The sequence below is a fragment of the Burkholderia sp. BCC1993 genome, assembly GCF_905339865.1.
GTDB lineage: Bacteria > Pseudomonadota > Gammaproteobacteria > Burkholderiales > Burkholderiaceae > Burkholderia.
The window spans coordinates 1-14248 of record NZ_CAJPGZ010000019.1; the positions used below are offsets into that span (position 1 = coordinate 1).

Annotated in this window: 16 protein-coding genes; 8 read left to right on the forward strand and 8 right to left on the reverse strand. The window is 65.7% G+C overall.

What is annotated here, in order from left to right; translation table 11 throughout:
* The first annotated feature begins 124 nt into the window (after positions 1-124).
* The 4 genes from U4Y91_RS28440 (at position 125) to U4Y91_RS28455 (ending at position 3928) form a co-directional block, all read left to right on the forward strand.
* Positions 125-1342, forward strand: a complete 1218-nt coding sequence (locus U4Y91_RS28440) for a DUF2863 family protein (protein WP_044844642.1) — start codon at positions 125-127, stop codon at positions 1340-1342.
* Between the two features lie 209 nt (positions 1343-1551).
* Positions 1552-2388, forward strand: a complete 837-nt coding sequence (locus U4Y91_RS28445; protein WP_321807876.1) for a response regulator transcription factor — start codon at positions 1552-1554, stop codon at positions 2386-2388.
* A 75-nt stretch (positions 2389-2463) separates the two neighbouring features.
* Positions 2464-3138: an energy-coupling factor ABC transporter permease gene (locus U4Y91_RS28450; protein ID WP_321807877.1), complete on the forward strand. Its 675-nt coding sequence runs from the start codon at positions 2464-2466 to the stop codon at positions 3136-3138.
* A 136-nt stretch (positions 3139-3274) separates the two neighbouring features.
* Positions 3275-3928, forward strand: coding sequence for a BspC domain-containing protein (locus tag U4Y91_RS28455; RefSeq protein WP_321807993.1), 654 nt, complete (start codon positions 3275-3277; stop codon positions 3926-3928).
* An 83-nt stretch (positions 3929-4011) separates the two neighbouring features.
* On the opposite strand, the gene U4Y91_RS28460 is transcribed toward U4Y91_RS28455, so the two are convergent.
* Together U4Y91_RS28460 and yaaA are read right to left on the reverse strand one after the other, a co-directional pair.
* On the reverse strand, positions 4012-5166 hold the full coding sequence (locus U4Y91_RS28460) for a M14-type cytosolic carboxypeptidase (RefSeq protein ID WP_321807878.1): 1155 nt from the start codon (positions 5164-5166) through the stop codon (positions 4012-4014).
* A gap of 88 nt (positions 5167-5254) precedes the next feature.
* Complete coding sequence (yaaA, locus tag U4Y91_RS28465) at positions 5255-6037, reverse strand: peroxide stress protein YaaA (protein ID WP_321807879.1); 783 nt, start codon at positions 6035-6037, stop codon at positions 5255-5257.
* Between the two features lie 57 nt (positions 6038-6094).
* On the opposite strand from yaaA, the gene U4Y91_RS28470 reads away from it, so the two are divergent.
* Positions 6095-6592 carry a putative toxin-antitoxin system toxin component, PIN family gene (locus U4Y91_RS28470; protein ID WP_044844648.1) on the forward strand — a complete coding sequence of 166 codons (498 nt, stop codon included), beginning with the start codon at positions 6095-6097 and terminating at the stop codon, positions 6590-6592.
* 33 nt (positions 6593-6625) lie between these two features.
* The gene (locus U4Y91_RS28475; RefSeq protein WP_321807880.1) at positions 6626-7798 is read left to right on the forward strand and encodes a pyridoxal phosphate-dependent aminotransferase; all 1173 of its coding nucleotides are present in this window, start codon (positions 6626-6628) and stop codon (positions 7796-7798) included.
* A 49-nt stretch (positions 7799-7847) separates the two neighbouring features.
* Here U4Y91_RS28475 and U4Y91_RS28480 read toward each other — a convergent pair whose 3' ends face one another.
* Positions 7848-8504, reverse strand: a complete 657-nt coding sequence (locus U4Y91_RS28480) for a glutathione S-transferase (RefSeq protein WP_321807881.1) — start codon at positions 8502-8504, stop codon at positions 7848-7850.
* A 211-nt stretch (positions 8505-8715) separates the two neighbouring features.
* Between U4Y91_RS28480 and U4Y91_RS28485 the strand changes: the two genes are divergently transcribed.
* Both U4Y91_RS28485 and U4Y91_RS28490 read left to right on the forward strand, forming a co-directional pair.
* Positions 8716-9507, forward strand: a complete 792-nt coding sequence (locus U4Y91_RS28485) for an oxepin-CoA hydrolase, alternative type (protein ID WP_321807882.1) — start codon at positions 8716-8718, stop codon at positions 9505-9507.
* Positions 9508-9681: 174 nt separating this feature from the next.
* On the forward strand, positions 9682-10374 hold the full coding sequence (locus tag U4Y91_RS28490; protein WP_321807883.1) for a glutathione binding-like protein: 693 nt from the start codon (positions 9682-9684) through the stop codon (positions 10372-10374).
* A gap of 51 nt (positions 10375-10425) precedes the next feature.
* Here U4Y91_RS28490 and U4Y91_RS28495 read toward each other — a convergent pair whose 3' ends face one another.
* From U4Y91_RS28495 to U4Y91_RS28515, 5 genes are read right to left on the reverse strand one after another with little or no spacing between them, the layout of a single operon-like run.
* Positions 10426-10902, reverse strand: coding sequence for a MaoC family dehydratase (locus U4Y91_RS28495; RefSeq protein WP_321807884.1), 477 nt, complete (start codon positions 10900-10902; stop codon positions 10426-10428).
* Entirely contained in the window at positions 10899-11360 is a 462-nt protein-coding gene (locus U4Y91_RS28500) for a MaoC family dehydratase (RefSeq protein WP_321807885.1), read from the reverse strand. Before U4Y91_RS28500 ends, U4Y91_RS28495 begins: the two co-directional genes overlap by 4 nt.
* A 34-nt stretch (positions 11361-11394) precedes the next feature.
* Complete coding sequence (locus U4Y91_RS28505) at positions 11395-12528, reverse strand: acyl-CoA dehydrogenase (protein ID WP_321807886.1); 1134 nt, start codon at positions 12526-12528, stop codon at positions 11395-11397.
* Between the two features lie 19 nt (positions 12529-12547).
* Positions 12548-13744 (reverse strand): acyl-CoA dehydrogenase family protein, encoded by a 1197-nt coding sequence (locus U4Y91_RS28510; RefSeq protein WP_044844732.1) that lies wholly within the window; start codon positions 13742-13744, stop codon positions 12548-12550.
* A gap of 52 nt (positions 13745-13796) precedes the next feature.
* Positions 13797-14219: a DUF1178 family protein gene (locus U4Y91_RS28515; RefSeq protein ID WP_321807887.1), complete on the reverse strand. Its 423-nt coding sequence runs from the start codon at positions 14217-14219 to the stop codon at positions 13797-13799.
* Positions 14220-14248 lie beyond the last annotated feature (29 nt).

Here is a 14248-nt window from a genome sequence, read left to right on the forward strand (position 1 = left end):
CGATGGATTTTTCTTCCACCCCCGCCGATTCGGCCTTCCGGCCATGCCGGAGCACGAGACCGCTTATGGCGCAAAGAACGGACTAGAATGTGAGGTTCTTCGCCTCTTTCTATACGTATTTAATATGCGCCAGCGAATCGCCAAACGCCTCCCCCCCGACGCCGACAAACTGGTCGGCCTGTCGCTTGCGCTCTTCGCCTCGGGCAGTCGCATCGAGGATCGCTTCTGGGAAGCGAAGCTCGATGCGCTGCTCGCCAAGATTGTTCGCAACGGCAACCAGACCACGCTCGACGCAGCACTCGACCATCTGCAGCAGAACCACCCCGACGCCTATGGCGCGCTCGCCGACATGGCCGAGACGCATAGCGAATCGATGGTGATCGAACACGACGGCCAGCCGTACGATGCGCTGCTGGTCGCCGTTCCCGTTCTCGCCTGGACGCGCTACATGATTCCGTCGGGCCCGCTGAAAGGCGACGTCGCCGACGCACTGCGCACGCACCTGCAGGCGCACGTGCTCGCCACCGGCACGCTCGTCGGGCTGGCCCCGTTCCTGTACAGCATCGACCAGTTGCCGCGCCACCACGTCGAGACCTATCGGCTCGCCCAGCAGCTCGCGCACGCGGCGCTCGGCCAGCACGCCGCCAAGCTCAGCTTCGGCGACCTGCCCGAAACCTCACCGATCCTGGCCGACCCGCGCTTCCTGCTCGCCGTCGTCGCCGCGCCGGCCGGCGCACCGCTGTTTCGCTGGCAGGAGGAAGAACACGGCAACCGGATCGAACGCGGCCAGTGTCTCGAGCAATGGACCGCCCAGGGCGGCCCGAACCTGTCGGCTGCCCTGCCCGGCTGCGAGTTCGAATGCCTGCTTCCGGACGCGTACTACTCGGCCTGCCGCGATGCGGACGAGCGCATCCGTCCGCACACGGTCCGAACGGCCATCCGTTATCTTTTCGACACACTTGGTGCGGCACCGCAAGAGCTGCGCGCGGTGGTCGCGGGCTTCGGCGAGCGCCGGATCGACGAGTATCGCGTCGGCTTCACGCGACGTGCCAGCAACGACGTGATCTATGGCGTCGTGTGGCCGCTGTACGGTCGCGAGAACGGTGACGTGTCGATCGACAGCGCGACGCTCGAAGGCGAAGCACCGATCGAAGGGCCGCTCGAAGAGATCGTGAGCCTGTTGAAGGAATGCGGCGTAACCGACGTCCGCCGGCACGCAGGCCGCTTCGAGCCCGAATACTGCGACGACTGCGGCGTGCCGCTCTATGCGGATCCGCTCGGCGAGATCGTCCACGCGGAAATGCCGGAAGACGCATCGCCCGCCCAGCCGCACTTTCACTGATCGTGCACGGCAGGCCCGCTGAGCCTGCCCAACGAAGCCGTTCCCGGTTCCCGCCGGAGCGGCTTTTTTTTCGCCCGCATTTCCCTCACGAGAAATTTCAGACTTTTCCTAATCCTTTCAGCCAAGCAGACATCGTGTAAGGTTTTTGTCATTATCGGATCCAACGCATGCCGACGGCAGCTCAATGACTCACCTTACGGAGGTTGAATATGCGGTTCTTGGTGCTTAACTCAGACGCCGAACGGCGTGACGGACTGAAAGCCCTGCTGCGGCAGATCGACCGTCACGCCAGCATCAACGATGCGCCCGATGGTTTCCAGGCGCGCCGGCTGCTGCGCACCCAGCGTTTCGACCTCGTTGCCATCGACTGGCTGGACGTCGGGCGGCACAGCGAACTCCAGGCGCTCTGCAGCGCCTGCTCGCCGACGCCCGCCGCGGTTCTGATCGACGAATCCACGCCGGAGGCCATCCAGCGCTTCTACAACTACGGCGTCGCGGGCGTGATCCCGCACTCCACACGGCCGCACCTGATCGTGCGCGCGCTCGAAATGGTTCTGCTGGGCGGCCATTACATCCCGCCGATCGCGCTCAGCCTGCTGCCTTCCGCCGCCGCGGCGCGTCACGATGCCCATTTCCAGACGCTCGCCGGATCGCTGCCGCGCCGCCCGCCAAGCAGCCTCCTGTCGCCTAGACAGGCGCAGATCATGCGCTTCGTCCATATGGGCAGCACCAACAAGATGATCGCCCGCACGCTCGGCATCAGCGAAGGCACAGTGAAGATCCACCTCGCCAGCATCTTCCAGCAGCTGGGCGCGGCAAACCGCGCTGCCGCAGTCGCGATCTACAACGGCTGGATGTCGCCGCATCTCGAGGTGCTGCTGGCGAACCGTGATCGTGCAAGCAAGCCCGTCATCGGCGAACGCGGCCCAGTCCCCCTGCGCAAGCAACGGAACGACCGTCCATACCCGCTGCCTGCCGCGAACACCAGCACCCGGGACCTGCCGCTCGCGGCCGAACCGCGGGCGCGGTTTCGGCGCGAACGCTGATCGGACAGTCTCGATATTGCGACGGTCGACATGTGCGGATTCCCACCTTTGATGCTCAACGAGTAATATGGACCCATGGGTTTTCTTTTCACACCGCTTCCGCTCTGGGTTGGCATCGGTGGCTGGATCGCCGCCGTGGCGCTGCTCGTGCTCGCGCTCTGGAATCGTCCCTTCGTCCGGTTGCAGGACGCAACGCTCCAGCACGTGTGGCTCGCGCTCGTCACTGCGATCACGGTGCTCTGGGCCTCGAATGCGTGGCTCGAGGACGGCATCGTCATGCACCTGCTCGGCGCGACGCTGCTCGTCACGCTGTTCGACTGGACGCTTGCGCTGATCGCGATGGGTGCCGTCACGGCCGTCGCCGCGATCGTCTTCGATGCGCCGTGGCAAGGCATCGGCCTCACCTATCTGATCTACGGCGCGCTACCGGTCGCCGTGTCCGCGTTGCTGCAACGCGCCGCGATCGCGTGGCTCCCGCACAACCTCGCATCGTTCATCACCGGCCAGGGGTTCCTGTCACCGGCCATCGCGATCGTCTCGGTCGCCGCGGCCGCGGCCGGTGTCCAGCTCGCGCTCGCGGACGGCGTGCCCGTCGTGATTCCCGCCGGCTATCTGCTGAACACCGCGCTGCTCGCGCTCGGCGAAGCGTGGTTCACCGGCATGGCCACCGCGCTCATCGCTGTCTATCGTCCGGCGTGGGTCACGACGTTCGACGTTCGGCGCTATCGCCTCGGCGGCCCGCGCGCCTGAACGCGCCGGCCCCGATGCGATCGGTGCGCGCGGCGATCCGTTTGCGCAGCGCGGGAGAGTGCAACGCCTACTGCCGCACAACTTTTTTACGCTAAGATTGAACTCCTGCTCTTCATCGGGCATCTATACGTGCCCGATGCCTCATTCGCTCCTCACCAATAACCAGATGGACAGCTCACCTGCCTCGCTCCGGATTTTCCGGGCGCTCGGCAAGCTGGCGGCCTGTGTCGCGGGCCTGTCGCTTGCGCTTCCGGCACCGGTATTCGCCGACCTCCTCGACCAGCGCTCAGAACTGATCAACAAATTCGTCAACGAGATGCATGCCGATCCGATCGTCGCCGATTGTGCGGCGCACGGCAGCTTCATCGCCAGCACGTCCTCGGCCTTCGATCGCGTCGACTTCGCGCCGAACGCGTTCGAAAGCGGCAAGGCGACGATCACGCCGTGGAACGATTCGTTCGATCAGGGCAAGCAGCGCGTGAAGGTCGACAACATCGTTTCCGTGGATGGCCTCGGCGTCCACAGCGACGGCAGCGACCCGACACCGCTGAAATTCCGCTGCGGCTACGTCGGTCAGCAAATGCTTGCGTTCAGCTGGAACGATCCCGTGCCGCCGCTGAAGCCGCGCGTCGAGCGGCCGTCGTCGTCGACGAAGAAGTTCAACGGCAAGTCGCACCGCGGCAAGGTGAAGGCCAAGGCATCCGGCCGCACCGGCAAGAAAGCCGTCGCAACGAAAAAATCCAGCGGCCAGAAGAATGTCGTGAAGAAGAAAACCGCGAAGAAGTCCTGATACGACGGAGCGGCAACGACAGAAGCCAAAAAGCCGGCACATCATGCGACGCGCCGGCTTTTTTCATATCGACGACGATGCGCTTACGCGAACGTCTCGACGTGCACCAGGATTGCCGCCAGCATCGCAGCGCCAAGCGCCGCGCTCCGCTCGCCATTCCAGCCGACCCGCTCGTCGGGCAGGTTCGCGTTGTCCTTGAACGGCATCTCGAGCGTCAGCGACAGGCAGCCGAACTGATGGCCGATGTACTTCGACGCGAGCTTGAGCGCGTCTTCCTTGTACTTGCTCGCCGCATAGCCGTGCTCGGTCTGGAAATCCGGGCTCGCGACCTTGAACGCATCGATGAACGCGGTCTGCTCCCTGCCCTGCTGCTCGGTAAAGCTCGGCAGCATCTCCGAACCCGCAACGAACACGTACGGCAGATCCTCGTCGCCGTGAATGTCGAAGAACATGTCGCAGCCGATCGCATGGATCGCATCGCGCACGGCCAGCACTTCGGGGCTGCGCTCGGCATCGGGCTCCATCCACTCGCGATTCAGGTTCGCGCCCGCCGCGTTGGTGCGCAGGTTGCCGTGCACGCTGCCGTCCGGATTCATGTTCGGGACGATGTAGAACGTCGCGCGGTCGTACAGCTTGCGTGCCACCGGATCGCCCGCCCAGTCGCCCCATCCGGCCAGCCGCTTGACGAGCCCTTCGACGAACCACTCGGCCATCGTCTCGCCCGGGTGCTGGCGCGCGATGATCCACACCTTCTTCTTCGGTGCCCCGTCGATTTCCGGCGTACCGAGCGTCAGCAGCGACATCGGACGGCCTTCGACCGTGCGGCCGAGTTCGACGACGCTCGCCTGCGGCAATTGCTGAACTGCGCCGAGGAACGCCGCATGGCGCTCTTCCGAGTACGGCTCGAAATACGCGTAGTAGATGCTGTCGAACTCGGGCGTATGGTCGATGGTCATCGTCTTGCCATCGAATGTCGTCGGCACGCGGAACCAGTCGACCCGGTCGTAGCTCGCGACCGCACTGTAGTTGCGCCATCCCGACGGATACGCGCATTCGGCTGCATTCTCGAACGACATCACGCACCGCTCGCCGCGCGCGCCCGTCAGGCGAAAGTAGAACCATTGCGCGAATTCCGAGCGGTTGTCGCCGCGTATGCGCAGCCGGATCGCGTCCGGGCTGTCGCACGACACGACGTCGACGGCGCCTGCGTCGAAATTGCTGGTGATCGAAAGGGTCATCTGTCTCTCCAATTGCGACCGGAGCGGGCGGTTTGCCACGTGTCCGGCCTCATGCATGCACCGGCCGTCTCGTGAACGGCCGGCTTGGTCACTCGCCGATTCGCCGGCGATATACGTAAGTCGAATCGTTCGACGCAGCGGCATCGAACGCGTAGTCTTCCACCGCGAAATCCTTCAGCGCCGCCGGCTCGGTGATGCGATTCTCGACGATATAGCGCGCCATCAGGCCACGGGCGCGCTTCGCATGGAAGCTGATGATCTTGTAGCGGCCGCCCTTCCAGTCCTCGAACACCGGCGTGACGATCGGCGCGGCCAGCAGTTTCGGCTTGACCGACTTGAAGTACTCGGTCGACGCGCAGTTGACCAGCACACGTGCCGCGCCGCTGCGCGTCTCGAGCTGCTCGTTCAGTGCCCGCGTGATGCGGTCACCCCAGAACGCATACAGATCCTTGCCGCGCGCGTTCGCGAAACGGGTGCCCATCTCGAGCCGGTACGGCTGCAGCAGGTCGAGCGGACGCAGCAGCCCGTACAGGCCCGACAGCACGCGCACGTGCTGCTGCGCATAGTCGAGATCGGCGGCCGACAGCGATTTGGCATCGAACCCTTCGTACACGTCGCCATTGAACGCGAGCACCGCCTGCTTCGCATTGGCCGTCGTGAAGGTCGGCGACCAGTCCGCGTAGCGCTGGAAGTTCAGCCGCGCGAGCGGATCGGAGATGTCCATCAGCGTCGAGATGTCCTGCGGCGACAGCTTGCGCAGGCCGTCGATCAGTTCCGACGCATCGTCGACGAATGCAGGCTTCGTGTAAGACGGGACGTGGGCGGGCGTATCGTAGTCGAGAGATTTGGCTGGGGAGAGAACGATTATCATAGAGGCTCGCTGGCACGCCGTGCCTTGCGGTCAGACGAAAACCACCGATTGTAACGAATGACCCGCTCCCTCGCCCCGCATGCCGCACATCGCGTCGTGCTCGACTCGAACGTCTGGATCGACATACTCGTATTCGACGACCCCGCCACACGCCCGATCCGGGCTGCGCTCGAACGCGGCACGCTGGCCGCCGTGATCGACGGCCGCTGCCTGAACGAACTCGAGCTCGTGCTCGACTATCCGCAGTTCCAGGCGCGCGCAATCGACAAGGCCGAAGCGCTCGCGACCGTCGCCCGCCTGACGCGCCTCGTCGAGCCGCCGCCCGTCGACGCCGACGCGCCACCGCTGCCGAAGTGCAAGGACCGCGACGATCAGAAGTTTCTCGAACTCGCGCGCGCCGCGCAGGCCGACTGGCTCGTGTCGAAGGACCGTGCGCTGCTCAAGCTCGCGAAGCGCACCGCACGCGACTTCGGCTTCCGGATCGCACAGCCTGCGCCATTTACCGAAGCCTGCGCGCTCGATGCCGCGTCGGCCACCCCCACCACGCCGGCCTGACGAGCCCGGCGCCACCCGCTTGCGACCGTATCGATGAACGCTCCTTCCGACATGCCTACGACTCCCGTTTTCCCCTCGCGCCTGCCGAACGTCGGCACGACGATCTTCACGGTCATGAGCGCGCTCGCCGCCGAGAAAGGCGCCGTGAACCTCGGCCAGGGCTTCCCGGATTTCGACTGCGACCCGCGCATCGTCGACGCGGTCGCGGCCGCGATGCGCAACGGTCACAACCAGTATCCGCCGATGGCCGGCGTCGCGCCGTTGCGCGATGCGATCGCCGACAAGATCGCGCAGGTCTACGGCCGGCGCTACGATCCGGCCACCGAGATCACGGTCACGGCCGGCGCGACGCAGGCCCTGCTGACGGCGATCCTGTGCGCGGTGCATCCCGGCGACGAAGTGATCGTCGTCGAACCGACCTATGACAGCTATCTGCCTTCGATCGAACTGGCCGGCGGCAAGCCCGTGTTCGTCACGCTGGAAGCGCCCGACTATGCGATCCCGTTCGATCGCCTGGCCGCCGCGATCACGCCGAAGACTCGGATGATCATGATCAACACGCCGCACAACCCGACCGGCACCGTGTGGCGCGAGGCCGACATGCGCAGGCTCGAGGAGATCGTGCGCGGCACCAACGTGCTGATCCTGTCGGACGAAGTGTACGAACACATGGTCTACGACGGCGCACGGCACGAGAGCGCCGCGCGCTACCCGGACCTGGCCGCGCGCAGCTTCATCGTGTCGAGCTTCGGGAAGACCTACCACGTGACGGGCTGGAAGGTCGGCTACGTCGCGGCGCCTGCCGCGCTGACCGCGGCGTTCCGCAAGGTCCATCAGTTCAACGTGTTCACGGTGAACACGCCGATGCAGATCGGGCTCGCCGACTACCTGCGCGATCCGGCGCCGTACCTGACGCTGCCCGGCTTCTACCAGAACAAGCGCGACTTCTTCCGCGCCGGCCTCGAGCGCACGCGCTTCAAGCTGCTGCCGTGCACCGGCACGTACTTCCAGTGCGTCGACTATTCGGCGATCAGCGATCTGCCCGAAGCGGAATTCTCGAAGTGGCTCACGTCGGAGATCGGCGTGGCAGCGATTCCGGTGTCGGCGTTCTACCACGAGCCGCACGAGTCGGGCGTCGTGCGCTTCTGCTTTGCGAAGCAGGAAAGCACGCTCGCATCCGCACTCGAACGGCTCGCGCGCCTGTAAGGCTTGCCTCGGCGACCGGGCGTGGTACGACACCGCGCCCGCACCGCGCTTACGAACGCGCGGCGCTCGCCGCCCCGACGTAGGCCTTGCGATCGGCCGCCACGCGCTGCGCGGCCGGCCGCTCGCCGACCAGCTTCGCGTGCGCCTTCCAGTCGATGCCGGCATCGAGCAGGAAATCGCGGCCGAAGACGGCCTTCGTCGCCATCCCGATCACCGGCAGATGGATCGCTGCGGCAATGTCCGCAAGACTGAACGTGTCACCGAGCACGTACGGCGAGAACTGCGTCATCCGCTTGAACGCATCGATCGCGCGCGGCAGGCGCTTCTCGACGTGCGCCTTCATCCCGTCGCTGACCTTGCCGCCGAAAAACGCTTCCGTATAGACCTCGCGCGCGGTCCATTCGAGATACAGCTCGAGCGTCTCGACGAGTTCGCGCACCTTCGCGGCCGCGAACGGCCCAGCCGGGAAAATGGCCTTGTCGGGATAACGCGCCGCCAGATACTCGATGATCACCTGCGACTCGAACAGCGCGCCCTCTTCCGTCTTCAAGAACGGAATCTTGCCGAGCGGCGAATCGGCAAGCAGTGCCGGATCGTTGATCGGCAGACCGCATGCCGATTCCTCGAACGGGATGCCATGCTCGAGCAGGACGAACTTCACCTTGTTGTAATAGTTGGACAACGGAATACCGCACAGCTGTAGCATCGGAGTCTCCTTCGTTGCTGAAACGCGGCCGCAGTGATGTCGGCCGCATCGGGATGCGTCGCGCTGAAAAGCACGTTCGTGCTAGTCTAAGGCAGTTTCGCGTCCGTCAAGACAACGATACATCCGCTGCGGCATCACCCTCACGGGTATGCGCGCAAGCCCGCGCAACATGCGGTGCCGCAACCCCGCCATTCGATGGAGACACACTCGCATGAGTGCTGAACTGCTGGCCTCGCGTCCACCCGAAAGCGAATCGACGCTGGTCCTCACGCTGTCCAATCCCGGCGCGCGCAACGCGCTGCATCCCGACATGTATGCGGCCGGCGTCGAAGCGCTCGCCACCGCCGAGCGCGATCCCGCGATTCGCGCGGTCGTGCTCACGGGGGCCGATCGTTTCTTTTGCGCGGGTGGCAACCTGAACCGGCTGCTCGACAACCGCTCGAAGGATCCGTCCTGCCAGGCCGACAGCATCGATCAGCTCGGCGCGTGGATCACGGCGCTGCGCGCAACGACGAAGCCCGTGATCGCGGCCGTCGAAGGCGCGGCGGCCGGCGCGGGCTTCTCGCTCGCGCTCGCGTGCGACCTGATCGTTGCCGCGCACGATGCGAAGTTCGTAATGTCGTACGCACGCGTCGGCCTCACGCCCGACGGCGGCGGCTCGTGGTTCCTCGCACGTGCGCTGCCGCGTGCGCTCGCCGCCGAAATCCTGTTCGAGGGCAAGCCTGTCGCGGCCGAACGCCTGCATGCGCTCGGCGTCGTCAACCGGCTCGCCGCGCCCGGTGCCGTGCTGTCCGACGCGCTCGCGTGGGCCGACTCGCTTGCCGGCATCTCGCCGAACGCGCTGACACGCATCAAGTCATTGCTCGACGATGCGACCGCGCAGCCGCTCGATGCGCACCTCGGTACCGAGCGCGATCACTTCGTCGCGTCACTGCATCACGCGGACGCGTTCGAAGGCATTACCGCATTTCTCGAGAAACGCCAGCCACACTACAAGCGCTGATCCGGCGCGCGGCCAACGCTCAAACGTCGGTTCCGCCGCCTCGGCGACACGCGCGCGCAGGCGCGTGGTCGCACGTTGCCGTCGCCTGCAGCCCGCATCGATCCATGCTCTAATGACCGCCTGTCGCGGCGCCCTGTCGGCGCCGTTTTCGCGCATGCAATAAAGGAGTTGACGATGATCGACGTCTACAGCTGGGCGACCCCGAACGGCCACAAGGTACACATCATGCTCGAGGAAACAGGCCTCGCGTATCGTGCGCATCCGGTCGATATCGGTGCAGGCGACCAGTTCGAGCCCGAATTCCTGAAGATCAGCCCGAACAACAAGATCCCCGCGATCGTCGACGCGGACGGCCCCGGCGGCAAGCCGATCTCGCTGTTCGAATCGGGCGCGATCCTCATTTACCTGGCGGAAAAGACCGGCAAGTTCCTGCCGACCGAGCCGGCCGCGCGCTACGCGACGCTCGAATGGCTGATGTTCCAGATGGGCGGCGTCGGCCCGATGCTCGGCCAGGCGCATCACTTCCGGCTGTATGCGCCGGAGAAGATCGAGTACGCGGTCAATCGCTACACGAACGAAGCGAAGCGCCTGTACAACGTGATGGAAAAGCGCCTCGGCGAATCCGCCTATCTCGCGGGTGACACGTACACGATCGCGGACATTGCGACGTTCCCGTGGACGCGTTCGTGGCAAAACCAGGGCATCGTGCTCGACGAACTGCCGAACGTGAAGCGCTGGCACGAAGCCATTGCCGCGCGTGCCGCCGTGCAGCGCGGCGTCGAAGTACTCGCATCGCTGCGCAAGCCGCTGCAGGACGACAAGGCACGCGAGATGCTGTTCGGCGCGACGCAATACGCGAAGCACTGAAGCACCGCGCGCCGTGCGACGCAGCGGCATCCGTCGCTGCCGCCGCGCGCGTCAGAAGTAGTGCAGCGTAATGAATTCCGCCGAACAAACGAGCAACGGCGCATCCGGACGCTCGACCTGCATCGACACCGACCACGTCACCTGCACGCCGCCCCGCGCGGCCTGCGCGGCTTCCTTCACCGCGAACAGCGCGCGCACTCGCGCGCCGACCGGCACCGGCTTCAGGAACCGCACGCGGTTCAGTCCGTAGTTCACGCCCATCTTCTGCTCGAAGCGCATCGCATCGGTCATCAGCGCGGGAATCAGCGACAGCGTCAGGAAGCCGTGCGCGATCGGGCCGCCGAACGGCGACTCGCGCCGCGCACGCTCGGGATCGACGTGAATCCACTGGTGATCGCCGGTCGCGTCGGCGAACCCGTCGACCCGGCGCTGCTCGATCTCGACCCAGCCGCTCGCGAGCGGTTCCGCGCCGACCCGCTCAAGCAGCGCTTGCGTCGACGCGATCAGCGGCAATGTCACGTCCGTCATGCATCCGCTCCTTGCGGATGGCGCAGCCCGAAGATCACCTTGGTATGCACGGTGATCACCATGTCGCCGGCACCGTTGAGGCCGATCCACTCCGTCGACACGATGCCGCGATCGGGCTTGCTCGCCGACACGCGCTTGTCGTGGACCTTCTGGTACATCGTGATCGTGTCGCCGGCACGCACGGGCTTGAGCCAGCGGATCGAATCGATGCCGGGCGAGCCCATGCTGGTCGAATCCGGTCCCAGCTTCTTGATGAGCAGGCTCATGAACACCGAACACGTATGCCAGCCGCTCGCGACCAGTCCACCGAACGGCGAGGCCTTGCCGGCTTCCTCGTCGAGGTGGAACGGCTGCGGATCGTAGCGTTGCGCGAACGCCTTGATGTCGTCCGGTTCGAACGTATAGCGGCCGATTTCGGTCGTACTGCCGACTTCCAGATCTTCGTAACTGATACCCACTGTCTATCTCCTGTAGCGCGCTCGCGCGTCGCCGTCATGCCGCGTCGGTCTGCGCGAAATCCGGCAGGGCCGCGATGCGCGCAAGGTGATGATCGGTGTCGCCGAGGGTCGTCTCGATGATCGACAGCCGCTTGAACAGGTGTGCGGCGGCGACCTCGTTGGTCACGCCCATGCCGCCGTGCAGTTGCACGGCCTGCTGGCCGACGAAGCGCGCGGCCGCGCCGACCCGCGCCTTCGCGGCCGACACCGCCTTGCGCCGCGCGTCGGCGTCGCCGCCAGCGTAACGCACGGCGGCCAGGTAAGTCAGCGAGCGCGCCTGCTCCGCGTGAATCAGCATGTCGACCATCCGGTGCTGCAGCGCCTGGAAGCGCGCGATCGGCACGCCGAACTGTTCGCGCGTCTTCGTGTATTCGACCGTCGCGCGGTTCAGTTCGTCGAGTGCGCCGACCGCTTCCGCGCAGAGCAGGAAGGTCGCGTAATCGGCAATCTGCTCGAGTGCGGCCGCATCGCGCGCGCCGCCCGTCAGCTGCCGCGCGGGCGTTTCCTGCAACTCGATCGTCGCGGCGCGCTGGCCGTCGATCGTCCGGTAGTCGACGAGCTTCACGCCCGCGGCATCGCGATCGACGACGAACAGGCCGATACCGCCGCCGTCGACGCGCGCGGGCACGATCCACGCATGTGCCTGTGCGCCGTGCTGAACGATCGACTTGGTGCCGGTCAGCCGGTACGTGCCGCCCTGTTCGCGCGCGTGCGTTTCGAGTTCGTACAGGTCGTAGCGCGCCTGCGGTTCGTGGAATGCAACGGCGACGCGCTTCTGCCCTTGTGCGACCGCTTCCAGCAGCGCGGCATCGTCGCCCGTGCCGGACCCGGCAATGCGCAGCGCCTCGATACCGACCGCCGTCGCCCAGTACGGCTCGACCACGAGTGCGCGGCCGAGCTCCTGCATCGCGACCAGCATGTCGACCGGGCCGCCGCCGAATCCGCCCTGTGCGTCCGGCACGGGCAGCGCGGTCAGGCCCAGCTCCGCGAATGCGCTCCATTGTGCGTCCGACACGCCCGCCTCGCTGCGCACGATGGCCTGGCGCGCGTCGAAACCATATTGCTCGCCGAGATAACGGCGCAGCGCGTCGGCGAACTGTTGCTGCTCATCGGTAAAGCTGAAATCCATGGTTGTCTCCGTTCCCTGATCACAGCCCCAGGATCATCTGCGCGATGATGTTCTTCTGAATCTCGTTCGAACCACCGTAGATCGACGTCTTCCGGTAATTGAAGTAGTACGCGGCGAGCGGCGCCGCATCGTCGTCGCCCGCGCTGCTGTGTTCGCGCTCGCCCTCGAGGAACGGGACATCGAACGGCGCGGCGAGCGGCCCGATCGCCTCGAACATCAGCTCGGTGAGCGCCTGCTGCACCTCGGTGCCCTTGATCTTCAGCATCGATGCCTCGGGGCCCGGCCCCTTGCCGCTCGTCTCGCGGCTCACGACGCGCAGCACCGTCACCTCGAGCGCCATCAGCTCGACCTCGAGCGCCGCGACCTTCGCGGCGAACACCGGATCGGCGAGCAACGGCTTGCCGTTCTTGCGCTGGTTCGACGCCACGCGCTTCAGGAATGCGAGCTCGCGCTTCGACGCGCCGACGCGTGCAATGCCGGTGCGCTCGTGGCCCAACAGGTATTTCGCGTAGGTCCAGCCGCGGTTCTCGTCGCCGACGAGGTTCTCGACGGGCACCTTCACGTCCTCGAAAAACACCTCGTTGACTTCGTGATCCTCGTCGAGCGTGATGATCGGACGCACGGTGATGCCGGGCGTCTTCATGTCGATCAGCAGGAACGAGATGCCCTCCTGCTTCTTCGCCGCCGGATCGGTGCGCACGAGACAGAACATCATGTCCGCGTACTGGCCGAGTGTCGTCCAGGTCTTCTGGCCGTTGACGACGTAGTGATCGCCATGGCGTTCGGCGCGCGTGCGCAGCGATGCGAGGTCCGACCCGGAGCCCGGCTCCGAATAGCCCTGGCACCACCAGTCGGTGCCGTCGAGAATGCGCGGCAGATAATGGCGCTTCTGCGCTTCGCTGCCGTATTTCATCAGCACCGGCGCGACCATCGACACGCCGAACGGCAGCACGGTCGGCGCGCCGATGCGTGCACACTCCTCGTCCCAGATGTGCCGCTGCGTCGCGTTCCAGTCCGGGCCGCCGTATTCGGCCGGCCACGCGGGCGCGGACCAGCCGCGCTGGCCGAGAATCCGGTGCCAGCTCGCGAAATCCTCGCGGTCGAGTCGTTTGTGATCGAGTACCTTGGCGCGCAGTGCGTGAGGCAGATTGGCCTCGAGCCAGGCGCGGACGTCGACGCGGAACGCGTCGTCGGCGGGGGAATAATCCAGATCCATGCGCAGTGTCTCCTGACCGCGGCCGTCCCCGGCCAAGGACACACTGCATACGTCATTGCAGCGGTTCTTTCAGCGCGGCAGGAATCGGCAGCGGCATCACGTCGATGCCTTCTTCAGCCAAGGATTGCGCATCCTCCGGCGTCGTGACGCCACGAATGCTGCGTGCCGGCGCCTCGTTGTAATGGATGCGCCGCGCTTCCTCGGCGAAGCGCTCGCCCACGTTCTCGGTCTTCTCCAGCACCTCGCGCAGCGCGCGCATCACCTGCGCCTGCAGCGCACGCGGATCGGCCGGCTGTGCCTGCGTCGCGCCCGACAGGTTCAGGCGAGGCGCCGACGGCATCCGGTTGATCTCGGTCGTCCCGCACACCGGACATTCGACCAGCTTGCGGGACAACTGCGCTTCGAACTCATCGGCGGAAGCGAACCAGCCTTCGAACCGATGGCCGTGCGAGCACTGTAAATCGAGGACCTTCATGCTGAATCAGGGCGTGTGACGAGTGTAGC

Excerpts from the sequence above, each read along its gene's own strand:
- U4Y91_RS28440 (WP_044844642.1), top strand. The coding sequence starts at position 125 with ATGCGCCAGCGAATCGCCAAACGCCTCCCCCCCGACGCCGACAAACTG.
- U4Y91_RS28445 (WP_321807876.1), top strand. The coding sequence starts at position 1,552 with ATGCGGTTCTTGGTGCTTAACTCAGACGCCGAACGGCGTGACGGACTG.
- U4Y91_RS28450 (WP_321807877.1), top strand. The coding sequence starts at position 2,464 with ATGGGTTTTCTTTTCACACCGCTTCCGCTCTGGGTTGGCATCGGTGGC.
- U4Y91_RS28455 (WP_321807993.1), top strand. The coding sequence starts at position 3,275 with ATGCCTCATTCGCTCCTCACCAATAACCAGATGGACAGCTCACCTGCC.
- U4Y91_RS28460 (WP_321807878.1), bottom strand. The coding sequence starts at position 5,166 with ATGACCCTTTCGATCACCAGCAATTTCGACGCAGGCGCCGTCGACGTC.
- yaaA (WP_321807879.1), bottom strand. The coding sequence starts at position 6,037 with ATGATAATCGTTCTCTCCCCAGCCAAATCTCTCGACTACGATACGCCC.
- U4Y91_RS28470 (WP_044844648.1), top strand. The coding sequence starts at position 6,095 with ATGACCCGCTCCCTCGCCCCGCATGCCGCACATCGCGTCGTGCTCGAC.
- U4Y91_RS28475 (WP_321807880.1), top strand. The coding sequence starts at position 6,626 with ATGAACGCTCCTTCCGACATGCCTACGACTCCCGTTTTCCCCTCGCGC.
- U4Y91_RS28480 (WP_321807881.1), bottom strand. The coding sequence starts at position 8,504 with ATGCTACAGCTGTGCGGTATTCCGTTGTCCAACTATTACAACAAGGTG.
- U4Y91_RS28485 (WP_321807882.1), top strand. The coding sequence starts at position 8,716 with ATGAGTGCTGAACTGCTGGCCTCGCGTCCACCCGAAAGCGAATCGACG.
- U4Y91_RS28490 (WP_321807883.1), top strand. The coding sequence starts at position 9,682 with ATGATCGACGTCTACAGCTGGGCGACCCCGAACGGCCACAAGGTACAC.
- U4Y91_RS28495 (WP_321807884.1), bottom strand. The coding sequence starts at position 10,902 with ATGACGGACGTGACATTGCCGCTGATCGCGTCGACGCAAGCGCTGCTT.
- U4Y91_RS28505 (WP_321807886.1), bottom strand. The coding sequence starts at position 12,528 with ATGGATTTCAGCTTTACCGATGAGCAGCAACAGTTCGCCGACGCGCTG.
- U4Y91_RS28510 (WP_044844732.1), bottom strand. The coding sequence starts at position 13,744 with ATGGATCTGGATTATTCCCCCGCCGACGACGCGTTCCGCGTCGACGTC.
- U4Y91_RS28515 (WP_321807887.1), bottom strand. The coding sequence starts at position 14,219 with ATGAAGGTCCTCGATTTACAGTGCTCGCACGGCCATCGGTTCGAAGGC.